Below are 22,552 nucleotides of genomic sequence, written 5' to 3' on the forward strand. Positions count from 1 at the left end.
GCAGCACGGGCCGTACCGCCCCCCCGCGACGCACAGGTCAGCCCTCGGCCCGTTCGACCACGGCCGCCCACTCGTCCAGCAGGCGATGCGCGGTGTCCGAGTCAGGACCTTCGGCCCAAAGATGGGTCACGGCCTCGGCCGTGTCCGGGAGGACCAGGGCCCAGCTGCCGTCGGACTCGAGGACCCTGACACCGTCCGTGGTGTCCAGCTGGCGGTCGCCAGCCGCCTCCACGACGGCGCGCATGACGCTCCCCTTGACCGCCCAGGGGGTGGGCACCGAACGGCGCAGGAGGTGCGCCTGGGGGATCACCCAGTCGATCTGGCTCAGCGACCGGCGGTCCCTGGCCACAAGCCCCAGCAGCCGGACGAACGCGGCGATGCCGTCACTGGTCGGGCTGAACTCGGGGACGACGAACCCGCCCCTGCCGTCACCCGCGAGCACGACGTCGTCGCCCCCGCCCTGGACCGCCTTGGTGAGTTCGTCCGTGGCGGTCGCGGTCCAGTGGACCTTGACCCCGTGCGCGGCCGCGACCGTCTCGGCGACCCGCGTGGTGGTGACGGGCAGTGCCACCGTGCCGCCCGCGCGCTCGGCGCAGACCAGCTCCAGGACGACCAGCAGGGCGCGGTCGTTGTCGACCAGCTCCCCGTTCCCGTCCACGATGGCCAGCCGTTCGGCCACGGGGTCGAACCGCACCCCGAAGTCGGCTCCCGACCCGGAGACCAGCTCGCCCAGGCGTTCGAGGTCGCGGTTCTGCTTGGCGGCCGTATCGGTGGGAGAGGCCTCGTCGAGCCGGTTGTTGACCGTGAGGACGTCCACGCCGATCCGCCCCAGCAGGGACGGCAGGATGAGCGAGCCGCTGCCTCCCGCGCAGTCCACGACCACCTTCAGCCCCGCCTCGGCCACCCCGGAGGTGTCCACCGAGCGCAGCAGGTCGTGCGAGTAGTTCTCGACCCCGCGCGAGGGGAAGGTCAGCTCCCCGATCTCCCCGGGGAAGGCCCTGCGGTACTCGGCGCGGGAGAAGACCCGGTCGAGTTTGCGCTGGGCCGCCGGCGACAGGTCGGCTCCGCTCCCGTCGAGGAAGAGGATGTCCACCGACTCCGGGTCGCCCGGGGTGGTGCGCAGCGTGATGCCGCCGCTGACCCCGCTCTGCGAGGTGTGGAAGCGCGCCACGGGCAGCGGCACCACCTCCAGGTCGCGCACGTCGATGGCGGCGGCCGTGAGCGCGCTGATCACCGCGCGCTTGAGCGTACGGGCTGCCCTGGACACGTCGCGGGACGTGGTGACGAGCGCGCCCTTCTTGAGCGTGGTGGCGTAGGCGTTGGCCAGCCGCACCGCCAGTTCGGGGGTGATCTCGACGTTGATCAGCCCGGACACGCCTCGGGGGCCGAACAGCGAGCGCTGCCCGCGCGACTCCCAGATGACGTTGGTGCTGACGACCGCCCCGGCCTCGATGGTCTTGAAGGGGTAGACCTTGACGTCGGCATTGACGTAGGCCTCGGACTCGATGACGCAGTCCTCGCCGACGATCGCCCCCTCCTCGACGCGGGCGGCGGCCATGATGTCGGTGTTCTTGCCGATGACGCAGCCGCGCAGGTTGGCGCCCCTGCCGATGAACACGTTGTCGTGCAGGACGGTGCGGTGGCAGAAGGCCTCCGACCGCACGACGGTGTTGCTGCCGACCACGGTGAACTCGCGCAGCTCCGCGCCCGCCTCGACCTTGGCGTAGTCGCCGATGTAGAGCGGTCCCTTGAGGACCGCGCGGGGGTCGACCTCCGAGCCCTCGCCGACCCACACGCCCGGCGACACCTCGAAGCCGTCGATGTCGACGTCCACCTTGCCGGACAGGACGTCGGCCTGGGCGCTCAGGTAGCTCTCGTGGGTGCCCACGTCCTCCCAGTAGCCCTCGGCGATGTAGCCGTAGAGGGGCTCGCCCTCCTCCAGGAGCTCGGGGAAGACGTCGCCCGACCAGTCGACCACCTCGCCCTCGGCGACGCGGTCCAGGACGTCCGGCTCCATGATGTAGATGCCGGTGTTGACGGTGTCGGAGAAGACCTGTCCCCAGGTCGGCTTCTCCAGGAAGCGCTGGATGCGGCCCTGCTCGTCGACGATGATGATGCCGAACTCCAGCGGGTTCGGGACCCGCTTGAGGGCGATGGTGACCTTGGCGCCGCTCTCCTTGTGGAAGCGCACCATGTCGGTGAGGTCGATGTCGGTGAGCGCGTCGCCGGAGATGACGATGAACGGCTCCCCGCGCAGGTGCTCCTCCGCGTTCTTGACGCTGCCCGCGGTGCCGAGCGGGACCTCCTCGGCGACGTAGTGGAGCTTCATTCCGAGCTCCTCGCCGTCCCCGAAGTAGTTGCGGATCAGGGTGGCCAGGAACTGGACGGTGACCACGGTCTCGGTGAAACCGTGCTTGCGCAGCAGGCGGAGCACATGCTCCATGATGGGCTTGTTGACCACCGGCAGCAGGGGTTTGGGCTGGTTGGCGGTCATGGGGCGCAGGCGGGTGCCCTCACCGCCGGCCATGACGACCGCCTTCATCGGGGGCGCCTGAACGGCGCCGTCCGGGGTTTCCTCGTGGGTGCTCATCGTTGGTCCCTCCGTAGGGCGGTGCCATGGGAGGACGCGTTGGGGGAACGGTGTTCGGAGCGCGCGCCGTCGCGCGCGGTGGGACGTGATGTCATGACGGAGATGACACTCCCTTTCGATCCGACAGGACTCGCGGTGAGCCGGTCCTCCGGTGGATCAGGGGTTGTTCCGTCCCTGATCCGGACGGCTCGGCCGGTCCGAGCCCTCGGATGCCGCTCCAGGATCGCCGTCAGCGGCGGCCGGTGTGGCTGGATCGAACTGATCCGTGTCGTGGCCGCGCTCGACGTCGCTGTCTCCGGTGACCGGTAGGTCTCCGGTGTGATCAGCGCGTTCGTCGCGGCGGGTCTGGGCCATCAGGCGCAGTCCCTGTACGGCGTAGAGCAGTCCGGCCCACCAGTACAGAGCAGTTCCCCAGAGTGCGAAGGCCCAACCTATAATCCTTGCCACATCCGCCATGATGGACGCGTAGCCCGCGATGAACAGCAGCGGGAACGAGTAGAGAAGGCACAGCGTGGCGGCCTTCCCGGCGAAGTTGACCGGCAGGGGCCCGTAGCCGAAGTGGCGCAGAAGCGGCAGCGCGCCCAGGATGAGGACGTCGCGCAGGACGAGGATGGCCATCAGCCACCAGGGGACGATGTCCCGGATCACCAGTCCGAGCAGCGCGGCGAAGATGTAGAGCCGGTCGGCGAGCGGGTCGAGGACGGTGCCCAGTCGCGAGGTCTGGTTCCAGGCGCGCGCGATCTTGCCGTCGAGCCAGTCGCTGAGCCCGGCGAAGCCGAGCACGAGCAGTGCCCACCAGTCGGCCTGGGGCACCAGGATGAGCCAGAGGAACAGCGGCACGCCCACCAGCCGGAGCATGCTCAGTAGGTTGGGAACCGTCCAGATGCGGTCACTGACCGCCGGGCTGGCCACATCGCCCCCCGCCTCGAGTCTGCCATCTTCCGCGGATCGCCCCATGGCGCCCACGATAACGGGCGGGTGGGTCGTTTCCCGCCAACACGGGGTCAGACGGCCCCGACGTGGCCCGAAGGACGATCGCCCGCCAATCGTACCGTGTACGTTTTGGGCCTTTTACCAGCGCAGTGTCCGTTTCACGCGGCGTGTGTCCTCGTCCCCGGCCGCGGCGCGCCGACCGCCTCACCGGAACAACGAAGGGGCCCCCTGCCGGGTTCCCGGCCGTGCGGGCGCCCCGCGGACCGGCTAGGGCGTGTTCTGTGGATGCTTTCGGTTGACTCGGCGCTTGCGCCGATCGACGCGAGCGGCTTCCAGGCCATCTCTCGCAAGACGAGTAGCGCAGGTCAGCCCGGGTTTGGCTGTCCAAGCGCAGTCGGCGCAGCGAGAGGCAGCCCGGGGGACGCGAGCCCGGAATGATCCGCCGAACGCGGCCTAGAGCGTGAGGATGCGGTCGGCCTCGCGGCGGCCCGACAGCAGGGCGCCGTGCACGGTGGCGGTGTGCTCGATCTCGGTCGCCTCCCCCGCGAAGAACAGACGGTCCCCGACCGGGTCCCCGAGCGCCACGCGGTCGCCGTCGCCCGAGCCCACGGCCGTGTACGAGAAGGCCCCCCGGGAGAACGGGTCGTCCGCCCAGTGGGTCACGAGGTGGTCCACCGGGTCCGGCGCCTTGCGGAACATGCCGCGCAGAGCGGCCATCGCGTGCTCGACCACCTCGCCGTCGTCCCTCCCCTCGAGGAACCGGGCGGCCCTGCCGCCGTTGCGGCTGACCAGGATCGGCGCCCCGAGCACCCGCTGGCCCGCGTACCAGTGGAACCAGGCGCCCTCCTCGGTCCCGAGGTTGACGATGACCTGCGCGTCGCCCCAGAACACCTCGTCGAAGCGGAGGAACACCTTCTCCAGACTGCCGTTGCCCAGGCGCTCCACGGCATCCCGCTTCTCGTCCGACAGCGGAGGGGCGAACCCGACCTGCCCGGCCTTGAGCACGCCCAGCGGCAGGGTGACCAGGACCCGGTCGGCGGTCAGGGCCTCCTCCCCGTCGGGGGTGTCGACCCGGACACCGACCCCGTCGTCGCCGTGGAGGACCTCCAGCACGACGTGCTCCAGCCTCACGTCCAGCCCGCGCGCCAGGTGGTCGGTGACCTGGCCCATCCCGTCGGGGAAGACCACGTCGTCGCCGCTGAACTCGTGCAGGGCGGCGACCGCGGAGAAGGCGACCTCCTCCGCGTCCGCGCCGTGGTCGGCCTCGGCGATGCGGTGCACGATCTCGTTGGCGTCCCGGGCCCGGGCGCGGACCAGGTTGGCGTCGTAGAGGGCCTGGTTGATGCCCTCCTCCATCGACTCCTGGGGGTTGGCGCCCACGGTCGCCCAGTACATGTGCTCCTGGAGGAGGTGGACGTCCTCCATGTTGCGCCGGTGCCGGTCGAAGAGCAGCCGCCGCCCCTTGGGGTCGTAGGCGGTCTCGGTGGACCGGTTGAACACGGCGGTGCGCACCCCGATCTCGTGGACCAGGTCGGCGAGGGGGTTGTTCTCCTCCCCGCGCATCCAGGACGCGCCCACGTCCAGGGTCGCGGAGCCGCCCCACCCGGGTACGGAGTGGATGCGCCCGCCGACGCGGTCCCGGCCCTCGACGACGGTGACGCGCTCGCCCTCGTCCGCCAGACGGTCGGCGGCTGCGAGGCCGGCCATGCCCGCGCCCACCACGATGGTGTGGCCGCGGCCGGGGCCCGCCTCGCGCCCGCGCGGTTCGACCCGCTCGCGCTCCGCCTCCCCGCCCGTCTCCTCCTGCGTGTTCTCCCCGTTGGCGTCACCCGGGTCAGTCATAGCGCTCCCCCTCCGTGCCGACCGACAGGTGCGACTGTAGGTGGTCCCCGGGCCGCGCCCGGGGACGACACCCCGCCCTCGGCTGGAACACCTACGCCCCGGCCGGCTGCTCAGGAGCCGGAGGGCTCACCGTCGTCGTCCTCCAGTTCGATCCTCTCCCGGCGGCGCTCGCCCTGGACGTGCTCCTCACGCGTGACGTCGCGCTTGCGGACGTGGACCTCCTCGACGGGCACGCGCTCCTTGGAGACGACCGGCCGCTCCTCGTAGAGCGTGAAGGTCTCCTCCTCCTCCCGCATATCCCCGGTCTCGTCGACCCCGGACGCGTCGGTCACCGGACGGCGCTCCATCTGGAGCTCGTCGTGGTGCAGCGGGACGGCCTCGTCGAACTGCTCGGTCTCCACGTACTTGTGCAGTCTGGCGTGACCGGCCTCGTGGCGCTCCACGCCGATGTCCACGCGCTCCTCGGAGCGGATCATCGAGACGTCGTCCGGGTCGGGCATCCCGCCCATGTCGGCGTCCGCCCCGGTACCGGCCATCTCCGTGTCACCCGAGGTCCCCGCCATCCCCGCGGTGCCCGCGGCCGCGGCCGTTCCGGCGGTGCCGTCCATAGCGGATCGGCCCCCTGTGCCGACCCCCTCGGAGGCCTCACCTGCGCTCCCGGGCTCCGCCGTGCCGTGCTCGTGCCTGCCGGAGGCGTCCACGCTGCCGTGGCGGGCGTAGTAGTCGCGGACCAGCCTCTCCTCCTCCGGGGAGATGTGCCTGTCCGCGTCGACGTTCGGGGCGTCCTTCACCGTGGCCTTGTCGAAGGGGACCTGGATGTCCTCCTCCTTGGGCTGCGAGCCCTGGAGGGGAACGAGGGTCTCGTTGCGGCCGAAGAGGCCGGTCTCCACCGACACCCAGCTCGGCTCGTTCGTCTCGTCGTCCAGGTAGACCTGCTTGATCTTGCCTACGCTGTGGCCCTCCTCGTCCAGAACGTGGTGCCCGATGAAGTCTCCGGGTGCGCGGTCACGTGCCATGGTCCCTCCCCTGCTCTTCACTCCCCGCCGGGACGCCTGGCCCCGACCTGGTCCGAACATCCCCCTACCCGCCGTGGCCTGTGGGAACAGCTGCGGAACCGAGCCGCTAACTGGGCGAGGCCGAGAGTTGAGAAGATGTTTTTCCCCGGCGCTCCCCCTTGACGCGCGCGAGGAGTTCCCTTGTCCGCCATGGGGATTCACCGACGGGAAGCGACTTTCGGGAGTCACGCGAACACGCACGGCTACACTCCAGGGGTCCCCTCCCGCCCCGGTCGAAGGAACCCTCCGTGCGCACAGCCGTGGCAGTCCCGCTGGCAGTCCTGTTCCTGTCCTGCACCACCGCCTCCGCGTCCGCCCGTGCCGGCGGGCTGGACGCGGTCGTGGAGCTCTCCGCCGACCGGCTCGCCACCGCATCGCCGGTGGCGGCGGCCAAGTGGCACAGCGGCGACCCGGTCGACGCCCCGGAGCGCGAGGCGCAGGTACTGGCGGACGCCGGGCGCCACGCGTCCGCGCTCGGGATGGAGCCGACCGCCGTCACCGCGATGGCCCGCGACCAGATCGAGGCGAACAAGGTGGTCCAGCGGAGCCTGCACGCCCGCTGGCACGCGGACCCCGGCCGGAGCCCGGCGTCGGCACCGGACCTGTCCCGGGTCAGGGCCGAGCTGGACCGGCTCACCCCGGCGCTGGTGCGGGCGCTGGACGGTGCCGGCCCCGTGCTGCGCTCCCCCCGCTGCGAGGCGGACCTGGCACGGAGCGCCCGGGACGTCGCCGGGGCGCGGCGCCTGGACCGGACGCACGCCGCGGCCCTGACCCGAGCCCTGGCCTCGGTGTGCTCCCGCCCCGCGGCGGGCCCCTAGAGAGGGCCGGCCACGTAGGCCTCCAGACCGGGCCCGTCGGGCAGCCGGCCCCAGAGCGCCCAGGCGAGCATGCGGTGCAGGCCGTCCAGGTGGGTGAGGGAGTCCCTGCGCTCCAGCCTCTCGTAGTAGGGGTGGTCGAGGGCCGTGGTGCTCAGGAAGAGGGGGGTGGGGTCGGCCTCGGCGTGCCAGACCATCTTCCCCCAGCACACCGGGTTGCTCGCGGTGTACTGCCCGTCCCACGAGGAGAGGGTCGCCACGGCGTCGGCGACGGTCCTCCCGGCCGGGTCGACCAGCACACGCTCCCCGCTCTCCCCCGTGTGCCAGGGCAGGACCGTGGCCAGGACGTCCTCACGGTCCAGGGCGACCCGGTGCCACGTGCCGCCCAGCTGGCGGGAGGCCAGGTCCAGGACCCCCTCGGCGTACTCGTTGGTGCGCCGGGAGACCTCGTCGTTCACGGGATGGGTGGCGCGGAAGCGCCGGAGGACGTCGTCGGGGGTGACGGTCGCGATGGTCTGCACGGGATCGGCTTCCTCCGTTCCGCGTCCGGGCCGGGGCCGGACGTCGACTGCGTCGAAGGATAGACGGGTCCCGGGGCCGGGAGCCCGTCCGGAACGGTCCGGCCGGGCCCCGGCGGTGGCGCCGCGCGGGATCAGCAGGTGTTGTCCCGGCTGTTGTCCCAGGTGATGTTGCGGACGACCGTGCCGATCGCGCACGGGTTCTCGTTGATCGCCGTGTTGACCAGCCTCAGGTTCTCGAACGTGATGCCCGACGTGTTGGCGAACTCCGTCCGGGCGGCGATCCGGATGTCGCCGGGCCCGGCGATCGTCCCGCCGTCCTCGGCGATGGTGACGTTGTGGCAGTTCTCGACCAGGACGGCGTTGTTCCCGGTCTGCGCGATGTCGACGCGCCCGATCACCGCACCGCCGCTCTCGGAGACGCAGAAGATCCCCCGGCCGCCACCCCGGGCGCGCACCTCGCCGACGCGGACGTTGTCCGGGTAGCCGTTACCGATCCGCCCGTTCCGGTTGGCCATGCGGAAGGCGGCGTAGCCGGTGCCGGTCCCGGCGTCCACCGCGTCGACCAGGCCGACGTCGGCGTTGACGGTGTTGTTGAGCAGCAGCCCGGAGTAGCCGGTGTCGCGGGCGGTCACGGTACCGATGGTGAGCCCGTCGACGCTGTAGGTCTCCACGCCGTGGTTGTTCGTCCCGGAGACGTACACGTCGTCGATGGTGATGTCGCGGGTGGTGCGCGCGGCGTCGCTGCCCCGGCTGTCGACGCGTATGCCCAGGCCGGAGGACAGGCGCAGGTCGATCTGGCCCAGGTGCACCTGCTGGGAGCCCCGCACGAACACGCCGAAGTAGGGCGCCCCGGTGACCGACAGGTGGGGCACGGAGACGTTCTGGGCGTTGCGCACCCGCACCGGGGCGTGGTCGGCGGCGACGGCTCCGGAGACGTGGAGGGTGCCGCAGACCTCCAGGGAGGTGTGGCTCGGCAGGTCGAGGGAGGCGTTGCCCGGGACGGTGCCGGACTGCCAGACGACCACGCGCTCCTGCGAGGAGCGGCCCGGGGTGAGGCTGCCGACGGCCGTGCGCATGGCGGTGAGCATGTCACCGCCCTCGTAGAGGACGGTGCCGTCGTTGCGCGCGACCCAGGTGGATCCGAGGAGGTAGGCCTCGGCGTCGAAGCCGTTGTCGCCGCACGCGGCGGCCCGCGCTCTCTGCTCGCCGGCGGTGTTCCCGGTGTCGTGGGGCGAGGGGGCGCCCGGGGCGGTCGCGGCGGCCGTGCCGAGGACCAGTCCGGTCGCCAACGCGGCGTTCAGCAGGAGGCGGCGCGTGCGTCGCCGTCGGCCGGAGGCGCGGGTCCGGCCGCGCCCGTCGGGGGTACGTGTCATCGGTGCTTCTCCTGTGCGAACCCCGGGGCAGCTGTGCCCCGGGAGGGGTGAGCGGGGGGACAGGGAGCGCTCCCAGGCATCCGGAACCTAACACGGAAAGCGCATTCCCGGTAGCGGTGCAACTACGCATGGACACGAGTCTGTCCGCGGCGACAGGCCGTCCGGCAGAACCTGCCCCGGGCTCGACGACCGGAGGGCCGTGCCGCGTCGGCCGCCGGGAGACATCCCCTCCGGGATCCCGCGCTGGAGGCGGCGCGGGCCGGACGCCGCCGGGTCAGACCATGCGGCCCTCGCGGGCGACCACCCGCCCGGCGCGCACGACGGCCCAGCGTTCGGGGAGGTCCACCACGACCTGCGGCAGGCACTCGCCGTCCACCAGCAGGAAGTCGGCGGGAGAACCCAGGGCCAGGTCGGCGGCGGGCAGCCCGACCACCTCGGCGCCGGAGTGCGCGGCGGTGAGGTAGGCGAAGGACAGCTCCTCGTCGAGGCGTGAGCGCAGTGCCTTGGCCATCATGTGGGCGCGGTGGACCATGTCGGCGTTACCGAAGGGGCTCCAGGAGTCGCGGACCCCGTCCGAGCCGACGCCCACGCGCACCCCGTGCTCACGCAGGCGCGCGGCCGGCAGGACCCGCGCCGCGTCGGAGGCGACCGTGGTCAGGGAGATCCCGGCGGCGCCGATCCGGGCGGCCAGCCGGTCGAGGTCGTCGCCCGCCTGGGCGACGCAGAAGGCGTGGCTGACGGTGACCGAGCCGCCCATGTCCAGTGCGCGCGTGCGCTCGATGATCGCCTCCATGGTGCGCACGCCCGGGGCGCCGCCGTCGTGCAGGTGGATGTCGACGCCGACACCGTGGCGGTCCGCGATGCCGAAGACCAGGTCGAGCTGCCCGTCGGGGTCGCCGTCGAAGCCCTCCGGGTCGATGCCGCCGACCAGGTCGGCGAGCCCCGTCCGGACGGCCTCGTCCAGCAGGCGGTCGGTTCCGGGCGAGCGGCGGACGCCGTGCTGGGGGAAGGCCACGGTCTGGACGTCGAGGGCGTGCGCCAGGTTCCCCGCCGCCGCGCGGATGCCCTCCAGACCCGAGAGCCCGTAGACGGGCGCGACGTCGGCGTGCGCGCGCATGGCGCGCGTGCCCCGCGTGACGGCGTGGGCCATGAGCCGCTCGGCGCGGACGCCCACCGGAGTGGGTGACGCCCGGAAGAGCTCGGCGTCCTGGGCCCCGAAACCGGCGATGCCCTGGGCGGGGCGGCGGGAGTGCCAGGGCTCGCCCCAGGTCGTCTTGTCGGGGTGGATGTGGGCGTCGACCAGGGTCGGCAGGGCGATCCGCCCGCCGCAGTCGACGACGGTCGCCTGCCCCCCGGGATCGGCCGCCACGGTTCCGTCGACCACGACCAGGTCGATGGGATCGCCGCCCAGGGGACGCAGGTCGCGGAAGACCGTCGTACGGGACTGTTCAGCCATGGCGGGCCTCTCCACACGGGTACCGGTGCACGCGTCCGAGCCGGTCGGGCCGGCGGGCGCGCGGGGAATGCTACGCCCCCGGCCGTGTCACCCCGCAGGTGGCCCCACCTGCCGGCCCTCCCCGGGCGGGCGCGAGGGCGCAGTGCCGGCAGGCTCCGCACCTGCGCGGGTGCGCGGAGGTGCGCGAAGGTTCGGTGCAGGAGGTTCCGTATGCGCTTGACTTGGGAGGGGATGCATCCGCGGTCCGCCCCCGGAGGGGCGGCGCCTCGGTCCCACGGCGGTTCCGTTTCCCTCGGGGAGGCCCTGGCCGTCCTCGGTGACATCGAGGGCGCGCGGGAGGCGCTGGCTACGGCCCTGGAGTACCTGCGCGACCACGGCGACCCGCGTGCGGGAGGGATCGAGGCACGCCTGGGCCGCCTCGGGGGTTGACGTCCCCGCGCAGGCGACCCCAGGGATCGCGGATCAGGGTTCGACGTGGGCCGCGAGGTTGGCCAGGGACGAGGCCAGGCCCACCTGGTGGTCGGCCCGGGAGATGCCCGTGGGCACGCCGGTCGCCTCGACGGACACCTCGGTGCCCTCCCCCGTCCCGGTGAGCCGCCAGATCATCGTCATCGTCCCGGCGAACGCGGGATCCCCGGACTCGAAGACGACGCGCTGCACGATCCGCTCGTCGGGGACCAGCTCGACGAACTCGACCTCGGTGACGTCGCTGGACTCCGAGGTCTTGCCCTGCGCGGTCGCGGGGTCGAGGTAGGTCAGCACCATGCGGAACCCGCCGCCGGACCAGGGCTCGAAGCGATCGATACGGCCGGTCATGCCCTCCGGCGGCAGCCAGGCTTCCAGTGCGCCCGGCTCGGTCATCGCCCGGTAGACCGCAGGGGCGGACGCGCGGACGGTCCTGCTCCCCCTGTCGACACGCGGTTCCTCGTCGGCCATGTGCGCTGTCCTCACACTCGGTGCTCCGGACTTCCGAACCTAGCGCACGCGCCCCCGGCGGTGTGCCCCCGGCCGCACGGTGTCCGGGCCGGTCGCGCCGGCCTCAGGTGCTCCAGGCACCCTGCGCGGCGGCGTGGCGCGCGTAGTCGGCGAAGTCCCGGGGCGGCCGTCCCAGCACCCGTTCCACGTCCCCGGTGACCGATCCCAGCGCACCGGAACGGACATGGGAGTACAGGCCGACGGTCAACCGCACCCATTCCCCGGGCACCCCGTGAGCACGCTGCTCGGCGGCGTAGTCCCGCGCGCTCAACGGGGTGTAGCCGATGGGGCGGCCGGTGGCACGGGCGATGTCGGCGACGGCTTCGGCGAAGGACATCAGCCGCGGTCCGCTCAGCTCGTAGGACCGCCGGGCGTGCCCGTCCCGGGTCAGGGCGGTGACCGCGACGTCGGCGATGTCGTCGGCGTCCACGAACGCCTCCTTGCCGTCCCCGGCCGGCAGGCGCACGTCACCGGACAGCACCGTGTCGCGCAGGAAGTCCTCGCTGAAGTTCTGGAAGAACCACCGCGGGCGGAGCACCGTCGTCTCCAGTCCGGCACGGGCCGGCGCCTGCTCGGCCGCCGCAACGTGCTCGGGTTCCAGCCCCGGGATGCCGGACGGTGGGAAGGAGACCAGCACCGCGCGCCGTACCCCGGCCGTGGCGGCCCGCTCGGTGAAGGCCGTGAGGTTCTCGGCCGCCCGCACGCTGCCCAGGTCGGGGACGACCAGGTGGACCCCCGTCACCCCCGCCAGGGCGGAGTCCCACGTACCGCGGTCGTTCCAGTCCAGGCGCACCGGGCTGGAGGGGGAGGCCGCGCGCACCGGCACGCCCTGTTCGTGGAGTCGGCGTGCCACGCGACGGCCGGTCTTGCCCGTGGCCCCGGTCACCAGGATCATCTCGTCGTTCATGGCCTCCAGCGAACCAGTCCGCGCAGGTGGAGGCCATGGCGAGCACGCTCTGTCCCATACGCGTTCGTCTACGCTGACCCGCATGGACTCCCAGGCGTGGACGGCGGCGGACCCCTTGACGGACCTGCTGAACGGTGTACGGACCACAGGTGCGCTCTTCCACCGCTCCTTGCTGGAAGGGCCCTGGGCGGTGCGCTTCGAGGACGCCTCACCGCTCGCGCTGGCGGTCCCGCTGAACGGCTCCGTCTGGGTCAGGCCCCGCGACGGTGAGCCGGTCCACCTGGGCCCGCAGGACGTCGCGGTGCTGAGCGGAGGCTCCCCGTACGTGGTGGCCCTCGCCATCGACACCGAACCGGGCGTGACCGTCCGTCCCGGGGGGCGTTGCACCACCCTGGACGGCGGTGAGCACAGCACCACGCGGGGCCCGAGCACTCTCGGTGCCCCCGGTCCCGGGGACCCGGTACTGGTCAGCGGCATGTACTCGGTCCGGTCCGGTGAGCCCCGGCGGCTGCTCGCGGCGCTGCCCCCGCTCGCCGTCGTCCCCGCCGACCAGGGAACCTGCCCTGTCGGGCCGACGGCGCTGGAGGACCTCTCCCGACCCGCCGCGGGACGGCAGGCGCTGTTGGACCGGATGCTGGACCTGATGCTGATCACCGCGTTGCGCAGCTGGTTCACCCGTCCCGGAGCCCCCGTCCCCGCCTGGTACCGGGCCCACGGCGATACCGTCGTCGGCCCTGCCCTGCGGCTGATGGGCGAGGATCCGGCCCGCCCGTGGACGGTCGGGGCTCTGGCCGCCGAGGTCGGTGTGTCGCGTGCGGCCCTGGCCCGCCGCTTCACCTCGCTGGTCGGCCGGCCCCCGATGACCTACCTGCGCGAACAGCGGATCACCTTGGCCGCAGACCTGCTGCGCGATCCCGAGGCGACGCTCGGAGCGGTCGCGGGACGGGTCGGCTTCTCCAGCGCCTTCGCCCTGAGCGCCGCGTTCACGAGGATGCGCGGCATCAGCCCGAGCGAACACCGGGCGGTGGGGACCCCAACCGAGGGCGCCACCTCCCACGCGGGGGGTCGGGGGCGGCCCCCGGGACGCCGACCGGTGCGGTCGTAGGCTCCACCGGCCGGAGGCCGTGGCGCCCGACGACGCGAACCAGCCTGGCGGACGGGGCCGCCGCCCACACGTGCGGTGGGCGGCGGCCCCGTCGGGCGGCGACAGCGGTCAGTGCTCGATGCGGGCCATGTTCTCCTCGTTGTGGCGCGCACCCGAGGCCGGGGTGAGGTTGTCCAGGCGCTCCAGCTGGTCCGCGCTGAGTTCGATGCCGTCGGCGGCCGTGTTCTCCTCCACCCGGGAGACCCGCCGGGTCCCCGGGATGGGGGCGATGTCGCTGCCGCGGGTCAGTAGCCACGCCAGCGCGGTCTGGGCGGGGGTCGCTCCGATCTCGGCTCCGATGGCCTGCACCTCGTCGACGATGCGCAGGTTGCGGTCGAAGTTCTCGCCGATGAACCGCGGGTTGGTCTTGCGCCAGTCATCGTCGGCGAAGTCCTCGACCGTGCGGATCCGCCCGGTCAGAAGGCCGTGCCCGAGCGGCGAGTAGGGCACGAACCCGATACCGAGCTCGCGCAGCAGCGGAAGGATCTCCTCTTCGACGTCGCGGGTCCACAGGGAGTACTCCGTCTGCAACGCGGACACCGGGTGCACGGCGTGCGCGCGGCGGATCGTCCGGGCACCGGCCTCGGAGAGCCCGATGTGGCGCACCTTGCCCTGCTCGACCAGCTCGGCCAGGGCGCCCACGGTCTCCTCGACGGGCGTGTCGGGGTCGACGCGGTGCTGGTAGTAGAGGTCGATGTGGTCGGTGCCCAGGCGCCGCAGGGAGCCTTCGACCGCGGCCCTGACGTTGTCGGCGCTGCCGTCGACCACTCCGGGGCCGCCCCCGGAGTGGGAGACCAGTCCGAACTTGGTGGCCACCACGACCTCGTCGCGGCGTCCCCTGATGGCCTTGCCGACGATCTCCTCGCTGTGGAAGGGACCGTAGATCTCGGCGGTGTCGATATGGGTGACCCCCAGGTCCAGGGCCCGGTGGATGGTGCGGACGGACTCGGCGTCGTCGAGCGCCGCGCCCGTGGTGTAGGTGCCGGCCATGGTCATGGCGCCCAGGCCGATGCGGGAGACGTCCAGGCCGCCCAGCGATACGTGCTTCATTGCGTTTCCTTGTCGTCGTGGCGGTCAGGCGGTGGTCTCGTCCAGGTGGCCGCCCGGCTCCTCCTCGGGGCGGCGGCCGGTCGCGACGACCCGGCGGCCCCGCACGCGTGCTTCTATGCCGGTGCCCGGGCCGCGAACTGCACCGGTGACGAGGACGACCTCGGGCATGGAGAGCCGACCTCGTTCCGCGGACGTGGGGAGTGGTTTCCTGACCGGGCGGAAAGCCCTTCGTCCAGGCAACCATCCGCCGTGGTCACGCGGGGGCCCGTAGGGGGCACCGTTGTTCCAAGGGTCTGCCAGTACCCCTTTACGGTCCCCGCGGCAGGGGGTGGGCGACCTACGGTGGACCCATGGACCGCAGCACCGAGATCCGCGAGTTCCTGCGCACCCGGCGGGGCCGGATCACACCCGAACAGGCCGGTCTCGAACCGGATCAGGGCACCCGCCGGGTTCCGGGGCTGCGCCGCGAAGAGGTCGCCCGGCTCGCCGGGGTCAGCGTCGACTACTACATCCGCCTGGAGCGGGGGCAGGCCAAGGGCGTCTCCGCCACCGTTCTGTCGGCCCTGGCCCGGGTCCTGCAACTGGACGGGGCCGAACGCACCCACCTGTTCGACCTGGCCAGGCCCACGGCGGCGCGCACCCGCCGCACACGGCCGCTCAGCCCCCAGAGGGTCCGCCCCACCCTGTACCGGGTCCTGGACCTCCTCGGCGCCCCCGCCGTCGTCCAGGGGCGGCGCCTGGACGTGCTGGCCGCCAACCGGCTGGGCTACGCTCTGTTCGCCGACTTCGGGGCCAGGCCCCACCGCGAGCGCAACTTCGCACGGTTCGTCTTCCTCGACGAGGCGGCCCGGGCGCTCTACGCCGACTGGGACCGCGTCGCGGCCGACAGTGTGGCCATGCTGCGCCTGTACGCCGGACGCCACCCCCAGGACCCGCAGCTCACCGAGCTGGTCGGGGACCTGTCCCTGCGCAGCGACGCGTTTCGCCGCCTGTGGGCCGACCACGACGTCGTGGCCCACTCCACCGGCACCAAGCGCCTGCACCACCCGCTCGTGGGCGACCTCGCGCTGGGCTACGAGTCCCTGACCGTCGAGGGCGACTCCGAGCAGGTACTGGTCGTCTACACCGCCGAGCCCGGCTCCGCTTCCGCGGAGGCCCTGGCGGTTCTCGCGAGCTGGCCGGGCACCGCTCCACCCGAACCGCGCGCCCGGCCGCAGGGCGCCTGAGCCGGGCGCAGGGGCCTTTCCGGCTCCCGCGGTCATCCTCCTCGCCCCCGGGCACCGTCGTACGGTCGCCCCACGCGAACGGCCCGTCCGCCCCGGGTCGATCCGGGGCGGACGGGCCGTGTGTCAGCGGCGCAGGAGGGGTCCCCCACCTGGGGGACGGGTCGCGCGCGGCGGGGTCAGACCTTGCGCCACTGCGGCACCCAGGCGCCGTCCTCGACCGTGTAGTCGCCGAAGAGGGCGGGGGCCTCCTTCTGGAGGGTCTCGCCGATCCGGTGGAAGAGCAGGCGGATCTCCTCCTCCGCGCCCGGGGCGGTACGGGCCTCCAGCGTGTGGCGCAGGGTGCGCACGTTCGCGGTCCACACCAGGCCGGTGGCGACGCCCTCGGGGGCGAAGCGGCGCATGAACGAGGTCTTGTGCTTCTTCTCGGCGAACTTCACGCCCTCGTCGTCCAGGCCGAAGTGGTCGGCCATCCAGAGCTGGAACTCCTCCATCTGCTGGAGCATCGCGGTGGCCCGCTCCATCAGCTCCGGGTCCTCCTCCGCCCAGTCCGGGAACCAGAACGGCAGGTCGCTCAGGCGCACGAAGCGGAGCGACTCCTGGGAGACGGCGACGCCGGGGCGGTGCCGGATCAGCTCGTGGGTGAGCACCCGGGACACGTTGTGCAGGACGAAGCTGAAGCTCACGTGCTCCAGGACGGAGCCGTGCAGGCTGGCCAGGATGTTGCCGAGGTACTGGTCCTGGTCGGTGCGCACCCGGGTGACGTTCGGGTTGAGGCCGGGCTCCCAGGAGCGGTAGCACAGGCGCCCGGCGAACTCGGCGAGGTTCTGCGGATCGTTGAGGTGCGCGTCGAGCTCGCCGCGGTCGAACCGCTCGATCCACGCCTCACCGCCGACCTCCTTGAGGTAGTCGGTGATCGCGTCGTAGTCGACCTGCGGACGCGCGACCAGACGAACCTGCGGCTCGACCCTCTTCACAGCACTGCCTCCCGTTCGGTGGGCCCCGCCTCCGGGCACGCTTGAACACCGTGACCAGGGGTTCCGGGGGCACGGGGACGTGTGTGGGGGCGGGGCCGAATAGCCTCACCCGAGGGTACACGTCCGGGGACGGGAGAGGGCCGGGTGTCCGCTCCGGGCGATGCGCCCGGGCGGACACCCGGCCCTCTGACCGGTATCGGGATGTCTGCCTTGATGGTGGTTTCCCGCCGGGCGGCGGGCCGTACCTCACGGGCTAGAGGCCGTAGAAGGTACCGGGGGCCAGAACCAGCCCGACGACGATGGAGACGATGCCCCAGAGGAGCTGCCCTCGCAGCACTCCGAGAACGCCGGCCACGATGAGGATGATTCCGAGGATCGTTAGCAAAATACCCATACACAACCACTGTCCGATAACGAATTGATCAAACAAGGCAGCGTGAAATGTTTTGCCTGAGCCGTCCCGGTGCAGGTGGGACGGCCCGCACGTGGCACAGGCCACGTGCGGGCGGGGTTCCTCGGCCCCCGGTCGGCGTCAGCGCCGTGCCAGCCGCAGCGCTCGGGCCACGATCCCCTCGCCGACGCTCGCGGTCAGGATCGACTCGGGGTGGAACTGCACGCCGTACCAGCGCGCCCGCGGGTCCTCGATCGCCATCACGACGTCCTCCCCGTCCGCCCCTCCGTCCAGGACGGCGGTGACCTCGAACCCCTTCACCAGCCGCGGAACCGTGTAGGTGGAGTGGTAGCGGGCCGCGGGGAAGGCGTCCTCCTCGTTCAGTCCGCTGAGGAGCCGCCCTCCGGACACGCTGACCCGGCCGGGCTTGCCGTGCACCGGTTCGGCCAGGGTCCGCAGCTCTCCCCCGGCGTGCTCCACCATCCCCTGGAGGCCCAGGCAGACCCCGAACACCGGCAGGTTCCGGTCGGCGAGCTCGTCCAGCAGGGCGGACATCGCGAAGTCCGCGGGAAGACCCGGCCCCGGCGAGATCACCACCAGGTCGGGGGCGAACCGGTCCAAGAAAGACGGGTCGAACCCGTACCGGACGGTGGTCACTTCGGCCCCGTGCCTGCGCACGTAGTCGGCGAGGGTGTTGACGAAGGAGTCCTCGTGGTCGACGAGCAGGACCCGCATCCCCTCCCCGGGGAGGTCGGCCGCGGGGGCCTCCGTCCCGACGGGCTCGGGGACCGCACCCTCCGCGGCGAGTGCCTCGTGGTGCGCGGCCTCCTCCCCCTGGGCGAGGGTCTCCAGCAGGGCGCGCGCCTTGAGGAAGGTCTCGCGCTCCTCCGCCTCGGGGTCGGAGTCGTAGAGCAGCGTGGCGCCCACGCGCACGGCGGCCACGCCGTCACGGATGTGCGCGGTGCGCAGTGTGAGGCCGGTGTTCATGGAGCCGTCGAAGTTGATGACGCCGACGGCGCCGCCGTACCAGCGGCGGGGGCTGGTCTCGTTCTGCTCGATGAACCGCATGGCCCAGGTCTTGGGGGCGCCGGTGACGGTGACCGCCCACATGTGGGTGAGGAAGGCGTCCAGTGCGTCGAAGTCGCGGCGCAGGGTGCCCTCGATGTGGTCCACGGTGTGGATGAGGCGGGAGTACATCTCGATCTGCCGGCGGCCGATCACCCGGACGCTGCCGGGCTCGCACACGCGCGACTTGTCGTTGCGGTCCACGTCGGTGCACATGGTGAGCTCGGACTTCTCCTTGACGGAGGAGAGCAGCTCCTGGATGTTCTCGGCGTCGCCCAGGGCGTCGTCCCCGCGCCGGATGGTGCCGGAGATCGGGCAGGTCTCCACGCGCTGGCCGGTCCCCGGCTCGCCCGTGACCCGCACGAACATCTCCGGGGAGGCGCCGACCAGGTACTCGCCCTCGCCGAGGTTGAAGAAGAACTCGTACGGAGCCGGGTTGCGCTCGCGCAGCAGCTCGTAGAAGCGGGCGGGCGAGGAGCAGCGGGCGTAGGTGCGGTGGCCGGGGACGACCTCGAACAGGTCGCCCCGGCGGAACTTCTCCTTGGCGCGGGCCACGACACCGGCGTAGGAGCCCGGTTCGGGACCCTCGGGGACCTCGGTGGCGACCACCGGGGGCGTCGGCGCGGTCTCGCGCGGCAGGCCCTCGGTCGTGGCCCGGGCGCGGTCGCCGTCGGCGGGGACGGTGAACTCGTAGGAGTAGCGCACGCAGGTCTCGCGCTTGCGGTCGCGGACGATGACGGCGTCGGGCAGGTGCAGGACCATGTCGCGGTCGTCCGGGTCGCGCTCGATGTGCTGTTCGATCGGCTCGAACTGGAAGGACAGGTCGTAGCCGAACGCGCCGTACAGGCCCAGGTTGGAGTCCTCGGGACTGCGCAGGGAGGCGACGACGGCGCGCAGCGCGGTGAAGACGCTGGGGCGGCGGCTGCGCTCCTCTTCGGTGAAGAACGCGTCCGGATCGGGCTCGGGGACGACGACGCAGACCTGGTCGCGGTCGCGGCCGTCGGTGGCGCCGACGGTGGCCAGGGCCTGGGCGAGGACCGGCAGCAGGACGCGGCCGCGGGCGTTGAGGGCGGTGGCGGTGACGCGGCGCCCGCGCGTGGTGATCTCCAGGCACGGGTCCACGTACCCCAGGTGCCAGCGGTCGTACCGGCCCGGATACTCCATCCCGGAGGAGAGGACGCCGCCGCGCCGGTGCTCGACCGACTGGACGAGGTCGGTGAGGACCTCGGGGTCGCAGGGCGTGGCGCTGCGGTGGACGGTCACGCCGCCCGAGGTGCGGTACGTGGTGGTCTGTGCGTCGCTGGGGTTCACGGCCGGTCCTTTTGGCGCTGTGTGCGGTCGGGTGGGCCGCACCGGACGGGGCCGTGGAAACACGAACGACCGCCGGTCCGGGGCGGTCGCTGGGGTATGCGAGATCGGAGCACCGCCTACGGGCGGCGCCACCACTGGGCGTGGGTGGAGGAGTTTCGCATGGGGCAGAGTGTAGCGGGTGCGCGGGACCGCGGGGAGCCCTACGCGGAAATCGGCGGCCGTGTCCGGCGGGAGGCGGGGTCCTCGACGTCGACCACGGGTCGCGGAGGAGGGGGCTCGGGTGCGTCGACCGCACTGGCAGACGTCCGCGGTGCCGTGCTAAGCTTCGGAACCCATTGTGACGTTTTCGAGCGATCACATAAATACCTGCAACAGGTAGGATAACAAGCAGATGCAGTTCTGTCAAGAGGATGCCGGGGAGGCGTCACCGGAGCGGGCCGCTCTGGCAGCGGAACAGGCCCGGATCGGCACGATGTACGAGCGACTCGACGTCCTGCGCGCCCACACCGCCGACCAGCTCGCCGAGGTCCAGCTCCAGACGCACACCGGCTACGCCGCGCTCGTGGAGCGCGAGACCCGCGCCTATGAGCACGCCCGGCGCCGCGCCCAGCTCAGCGCGGTCGAGGAGGGCCTGTGCTTCGGCCGGATCGACCTCTCCTACGACGACGGCCCCGAGGCGCGCTACGTCGGCCGGATCGGCCTGCGCGACACCGAGCACGAGACCATCCTCGTGGACTGGCGGGCCCCGGCCGCCCGGCCGTTCTACGCCGCCACGCCCAGTGACCCCCTGGGCCTCACCCGCCGCCGCCACCTGCGGGTGAGGCGGCGCAGGGTGACCGGGCTCGACGACGAGGTGTTCGACTCCGAGGGCCTCTCCGAGGGCGACCGCCGCCAGCTGGTCGGAGAGGCGGCCCTGCTGGAGTCCCTGCACCGGGGGCGGACGGGGCGGATGGCCGACATCGTCGCCACCATCCAGTCCGAACAGGACCGGGTCATCCGCGCCCGGCTCGCCGGTGTGCTCGTCGTCCAGGGCGGTCCGGGCACCGGCAAGACCGTCGCGGCGCTGCACCGCGCCGCCTACCTGCTCTACACCCACCGCAACGTGCTGGAACGGCGCGGTGCACTGGTGGTCGGGCCCAACACGGCGTTCCTGCGCTACGTCAGCGACGTGCTGCCCTCCCTCGGGGAGACCGACGTGGTGATGCGCACACTCGGCGAACTGTTCCCGGGGGTGGAGGCGACGGGCCACGACCCGCACGCCACCGCCGCGGTCAAGGGCTCGCCGCTCATGGCCGACCTGGTCGCGGCGGCCGTGGTCGACCGCCAGCGCACGCCGCGTGAGGCGTTCGGGTCGGGCGACCTGGTGGTGGAGGTCGACGCCGGGGCGATCACGGTTCCCGAGGCGGCCTGCCGCCGGGTCCTGGACACGGCGCGCAAGCTCCCCCTCGCGCACAACACCGCCCGCAAGTACGTGGTCCGGAGCCTGCTGAGCGAGCTGGCCCGGGCCGAGTCCACGCTGCTGGCGCGCCCCGTCCAGGACGACGACCTGCCGTTCGTCGGCGAGCGGCTCTGGCACGAGGCCCCGGTCCGCCGGGCACTGGACGCGCTGTGGCCGGACCTGTCCCCGCAGCGGCTGATCCGCGACCTCTTCTCCGACCCGGAGGCCCTGGAGCGCGTCGGCGAGCTGGTCGGGCTGGACGCGGAGTCCCGGGCCGCGCTGGTGCGCGACCCCGCCCTGCCGTGGACGGTCGAGGACGTGCCCCTCCTGGACGAGGCCGCCGACGTGCTGGGGCGCGACGACAGCGACGAACGGGCCCGGGAGCGCCGTGCCGAGGAGAACCGCGCCGAGGAGGTGCGGTTCGCGCAGGGGGTGCTGGAGTTCACCGGTCTGGCCGAGGACGAGATGATGAACGCCGAGGCCCTGGCCGACCGGCACCGCGACGAGGGTCCGCGCCGCACCACCGCCGAACGCGCGGGCGAGGACCGGGAGTGGGCCTACGGGCACGTGATCGTGGACGAGGCCCAGGAGTTGTCCCCGATGGCCTGGCGCACGGTGATGCGGAGGGTGCCGACCCGGTCGTTGACCGTCGTGGGCGACGTGGCGCAGACCGGGAGCGCGGCCGGGACCCGGTCGTGGACGGACGCGCTGGAGCCGTACGCCCCCGGCAAGGTGCACGTGGAGCGGCTTCTGGTGAACTACCGGACACCCGCGCCGATCATGGCGGTGGCCGCCGACGTGCTGCGCGAGGCGGCGCCCGGCGAGGAGGTGCCTGATTCCGTGCGTGAGGAGGGCGACGCCCCGCGCGGCGTGCGGCTGTCGTCGCTTCCCGACGGGCTGCCCGGTGTCGTGGCCGAGGAGGTCGCGGCGATCGGCGAGGGCCGCGTCGCGGTCGTCACATCCGACCGCCACCTGGCGGAGGTCGTGGAGGCCCTGCCGCGGGCCGCGCGTCCCGGGACGGCCGGGGACGCGCTGGAGGAGTCGGTGGTGGTGCTGACCGCGACCGAGTCCAAGGGCCTGGAGTTCGACTCGGTGGTGGTCGTGGAACCGGACGCGCTGCTCGCACAGCCGCGCGGCGCCAACGACCTGTACGTGGCGGTCACACGCGCCACGCGCCGGCTGACGGTCGCGCACACCGCCGACCTGCCCGGGGTCCTCAAGCGCCTGGAGGGGTGAGAGGCGACGGGGCGCCGACCGCGGGTCCGGGCCGGACGGCACGACTCGGGGCCGCGGTCGGGCGGCGGTCGGCGCTCCGCCGTCGCGGGCCGCTGCCGCCCGCCTCTCACCACCATCCGCCAGCCCCTGTCGCGGATCAGCAGGGAGATGGTACGCCTGCTGCTCGCGATGATCGACGGGGACTCCCCCGCCGGGATGATCCTGCCCACCGCCCTGGTCGAGCGCGGGTCGGCCTGAGGGCCTCCCGCGC

19 protein-coding genes and 1 pseudogene are annotated in these 22,552 nt (G+C 72.7%); 6 read left to right on the plus strand and 14 right to left on the minus strand.

Annotated features, from left to right (window positions below; translation table 11 throughout):
• Positions 1-37: 37 nt before the first annotated feature.
• The 4 genes from Q8791_RS11855 to Q8791_RS11870 all read right to left on the minus strand — a co-directional run bounded on the left by Q8791_RS11855 (position 38) and on the right by Q8791_RS11870 (position 6,381).
• The gene (locus Q8791_RS11855; protein WP_330091900.1) at positions 38-2,542 is read right to left on the minus strand and encodes a mannose-1-phosphate guanyltransferase; all 2,505 of its coding nucleotides are present in this window, start codon (positions 2,540-2,542) and stop codon (positions 38-40) included.
• Positions 2,543-2,746: 204 nt separating this feature from the next.
• The gene (locus tag Q8791_RS11860; protein WP_330091901.1) at positions 2,747-3,502 is read right to left on the minus strand and encodes a CDP-alcohol phosphatidyltransferase family protein; all 756 of its coding nucleotides are present in this window, start codon (positions 3,500-3,502) and stop codon (positions 2,747-2,749) included.
• Positions 3,503-3,976: 474 nt separating this feature from the next.
• Positions 3,977-5,365: a flavin monoamine oxidase family protein gene (locus tag Q8791_RS11865; protein ID WP_330091707.1), complete on the minus strand. Its 1,389-nt coding sequence runs from the start codon at positions 5,363-5,365 to the stop codon at positions 3,977-3,979.
• A 110-nt stretch (positions 5,366-5,475) separates the two neighbouring features.
• Positions 5,476-6,381 (minus strand): PRC and DUF2382 domain-containing protein, encoded by a 906-nt coding sequence (locus tag Q8791_RS11870; protein ID WP_330091708.1) that lies wholly within the window; start codon positions 6,379-6,381, stop codon positions 5,476-5,478.
• Between the two features lie 287 nt (positions 6,382-6,668).
• Between Q8791_RS11870 and Q8791_RS11875 the strand changes: the two genes are divergently transcribed.
• Positions 6,669-7,238 carry a chorismate mutase gene (locus Q8791_RS11875; RefSeq protein WP_330091709.1) on the plus strand — a complete coding sequence of 190 codons (570 nt, stop codon included), beginning with the start codon at positions 6,669-6,671 and terminating at the stop codon, positions 7,236-7,238.
• Here the strand turns inward: Q8791_RS11875 and Q8791_RS11880 are convergent.
• The 3 genes from Q8791_RS11880 to Q8791_RS11890 form a co-directional block, all read right to left on the minus strand.
• Entirely contained in the window at positions 7,235-7,756 is a 522-nt protein-coding gene (locus Q8791_RS11880) for a DUF6309 family protein (RefSeq protein ID WP_330091710.1), read from the minus strand. The genes Q8791_RS11875 and Q8791_RS11880 overlap by 4 nt on opposite strands.
• Before the next feature lie 131 nt (positions 7,757-7,887).
• Positions 7,888-9,129: a right-handed parallel beta-helix repeat-containing protein gene (locus Q8791_RS11885; protein ID WP_330091711.1), complete on the minus strand. Its 1,242-nt coding sequence runs from the start codon at positions 9,127-9,129 to the stop codon at positions 7,888-7,890.
• 274 nt (positions 9,130-9,403) lie between these two features.
• Positions 9,404-10,585: an amidohydrolase gene (locus tag Q8791_RS11890; RefSeq protein ID WP_330091712.1), complete on the minus strand. Its 1,182-nt coding sequence runs from the start codon at positions 10,583-10,585 to the stop codon at positions 9,404-9,406.
• Positions 10,586-10,795: 210 nt separating this feature from the next.
• Here Q8791_RS11890 and Q8791_RS11895 point away from each other — a divergent pair, with 210 nt between their 5' ends.
• Positions 10,796-11,014, plus strand: coding sequence for a hypothetical protein (locus tag Q8791_RS11895; RefSeq protein WP_330091713.1), 219 nt, complete (start codon positions 10,796-10,798; stop codon positions 11,012-11,014).
• 33 nt (positions 11,015-11,047) lie between these two features.
• On the opposite strand, the gene Q8791_RS11900 is transcribed toward Q8791_RS11895, so the two are convergent.
• Complete coding sequence (locus Q8791_RS11900) at positions 11,048-11,521, minus strand: SRPBCC domain-containing protein (protein WP_330091714.1); 474 nt, start codon at positions 11,519-11,521, stop codon at positions 11,048-11,050.
• Positions 11,522-11,624: 103 nt separating this feature from the next.
• Positions 11,625-12,467, minus strand: a complete 843-nt coding sequence (locus Q8791_RS11905; RefSeq protein ID WP_330091715.1) for an NAD(P)H-binding protein — start codon at positions 12,465-12,467, stop codon at positions 11,625-11,627.
• A gap of 82 nt (positions 12,468-12,549) precedes the next feature.
• Between Q8791_RS11905 and Q8791_RS11910 the strand changes: the two genes are divergently transcribed.
• Complete coding sequence (locus Q8791_RS11910) at positions 12,550-13,572, plus strand: AraC family transcriptional regulator (protein WP_330091716.1); 1,023 nt, start codon at positions 12,550-12,552, stop codon at positions 13,570-13,572.
• 108 nt (positions 13,573-13,680) lie between these two features.
• Here Q8791_RS11910 and Q8791_RS11915 read toward each other — a convergent pair whose 3' ends face one another.
• Both Q8791_RS11915 and Q8791_RS11920 read right to left on the minus strand, forming a co-directional pair.
• On the minus strand, positions 13,681-14,661 hold the full coding sequence (locus Q8791_RS11915) for an aldo/keto reductase (protein ID WP_330091717.1): 981 nt from the start codon (positions 14,659-14,661) through the stop codon (positions 13,681-13,683).
• A gap of 24 nt (positions 14,662-14,685) precedes the next feature.
• On the minus strand, positions 14,686-14,829 hold the full coding sequence (locus tag Q8791_RS11920; protein ID WP_330091718.1) for a hypothetical protein: 144 nt from the start codon (positions 14,827-14,829) through the stop codon (positions 14,686-14,688).
• A 182-nt stretch (positions 14,830-15,011) separates the two neighbouring features.
• On the opposite strand from Q8791_RS11920, the gene Q8791_RS11925 reads away from it, so the two are divergent.
• Positions 15,012-15,887 carry a helix-turn-helix domain-containing protein gene (locus tag Q8791_RS11925; protein WP_330091719.1) on the plus strand — a complete coding sequence of 292 codons (876 nt, stop codon included), beginning with the start codon at positions 15,012-15,014 and terminating at the stop codon, positions 15,885-15,887.
• A gap of 176 nt (positions 15,888-16,063) precedes the next feature.
• Here Q8791_RS11925 and thyX read toward each other — a convergent pair whose 3' ends face one another.
• The 3 genes from thyX to Q8791_RS11940 form a co-directional block, all read right to left on the minus strand.
• Positions 16,064-16,861 (minus strand): FAD-dependent thymidylate synthase, encoded by a 798-nt coding sequence (gene thyX / locus Q8791_RS11930; RefSeq protein ID WP_330091720.1) that lies wholly within the window; start codon positions 16,859-16,861, stop codon positions 16,064-16,066.
• A 253-nt stretch (positions 16,862-17,114) separates the two neighbouring features.
• Positions 17,115-17,255 (minus strand): GPGG-motif small membrane protein, encoded by a 141-nt coding sequence (locus tag Q8791_RS11935; RefSeq protein WP_330091721.1) that lies wholly within the window; start codon positions 17,253-17,255, stop codon positions 17,115-17,117.
• Between the two features lie 138 nt (positions 17,256-17,393).
• A complete protein-coding gene (locus tag Q8791_RS11940; protein WP_330091722.1) occupies positions 17,394-19,628 on the minus strand; it encodes an anthranilate synthase component I in 2,235 nt (744 codons plus the stop codon).
• Positions 19,629-20,019: 391 nt separating this feature from the next.
• On the opposite strand from Q8791_RS11940, the gene Q8791_RS11945 reads away from it, so the two are divergent.
• Positions 20,020-22,302 (plus strand): HelD family protein, encoded by a 2,283-nt coding sequence (locus Q8791_RS11945; protein WP_330091723.1) that lies wholly within the window; start codon positions 20,020-20,022, stop codon positions 22,300-22,302.
• 90 nt (positions 22,303-22,392) lie between these two features.
• A pseudogene (locus Q8791_RS11950) lies at positions 22,393-22,539 on the plus strand (substrate-binding domain-containing protein); the annotation flags it as partial.
• Between the last annotated feature and the right edge of the window lie 13 nt (positions 22,540-22,552).

This window comes from Nocardiopsis codii (genome assembly GCF_036327455.1).
Lineage (GTDB): Bacteria > Actinomycetota > Actinomycetes > Streptosporangiales > Streptosporangiaceae > Nocardiopsis > Nocardiopsis codii.

Bases quoted from the DNA above. Each gene is read 5' to 3' on its own strand.
- Q8791_RS11855 (WP_330091900.1), bottom strand. From the start codon at position 2,542: ATGAAGGCGGTCGTCATGGCCGGCGGTGAGGGCACCCGCCTGCGCCCC.
- Q8791_RS11865 (WP_330091707.1), bottom strand. From the start codon at position 5,365: ATGACTGACCCGGGTGACGCCAACGGGGAGAACACGCAGGAGGAGACG.
- Q8791_RS11870 (WP_330091708.1), bottom strand. From the start codon at position 6,381: ATGGCACGTGACCGCGCACCCGGAGACTTCATCGGGCACCACGTTCTG.
- Q8791_RS11885 (WP_330091711.1), bottom strand. From the start codon at position 9,129: ATGACACGTACCCCCGACGGGCGCGGCCGGACCCGCGCCTCCGGCCGA.
- Q8791_RS11890 (WP_330091712.1), bottom strand. From the start codon at position 10,585: ATGGCTGAACAGTCCCGTACGACGGTCTTCCGCGACCTGCGTCCCCTG.
- Q8791_RS11895 (WP_330091713.1), top strand. From the start codon at position 10,796: ATGCGCTTGACTTGGGAGGGGATGCATCCGCGGTCCGCCCCCGGAGGG.
- Q8791_RS11900 (WP_330091714.1), bottom strand. From the start codon at position 11,521: ATGGCCGACGAGGAACCGCGTGTCGACAGGGGGAGCAGGACCGTCCGC.
- Q8791_RS11905 (WP_330091715.1), bottom strand. From the start codon at position 12,467: ATGAACGACGAGATGATCCTGGTGACCGGGGCCACGGGCAAGACCGGC.
- Q8791_RS11910 (WP_330091716.1), top strand. From the start codon at position 12,550: ATGGACTCCCAGGCGTGGACGGCGGCGGACCCCTTGACGGACCTGCTG.
- Q8791_RS11915 (WP_330091717.1), bottom strand. From the start codon at position 14,661: ATGAAGCACGTATCGCTGGGCGGCCTGGACGTCTCCCGCATCGGCCTG.
- Q8791_RS11920 (WP_330091718.1), bottom strand. From the start codon at position 14,829: ATGCCCGAGGTCGTCCTCGTCACCGGTGCAGTTCGCGGCCCGGGCACC.
- Q8791_RS11925 (WP_330091719.1), top strand. From the start codon at position 15,012: ATGGACCGCAGCACCGAGATCCGCGAGTTCCTGCGCACCCGGCGGGGC.
- Q8791_RS11935 (WP_330091721.1), bottom strand. From the start codon at position 17,255: ATGGGTATTTTGCTAACGATCCTCGGAATCATCCTCATCGTGGCCGGC.
- Q8791_RS11945 (WP_330091723.1), top strand. From the start codon at position 20,020: ATGCAGTTCTGTCAAGAGGATGCCGGGGAGGCGTCACCGGAGCGGGCC.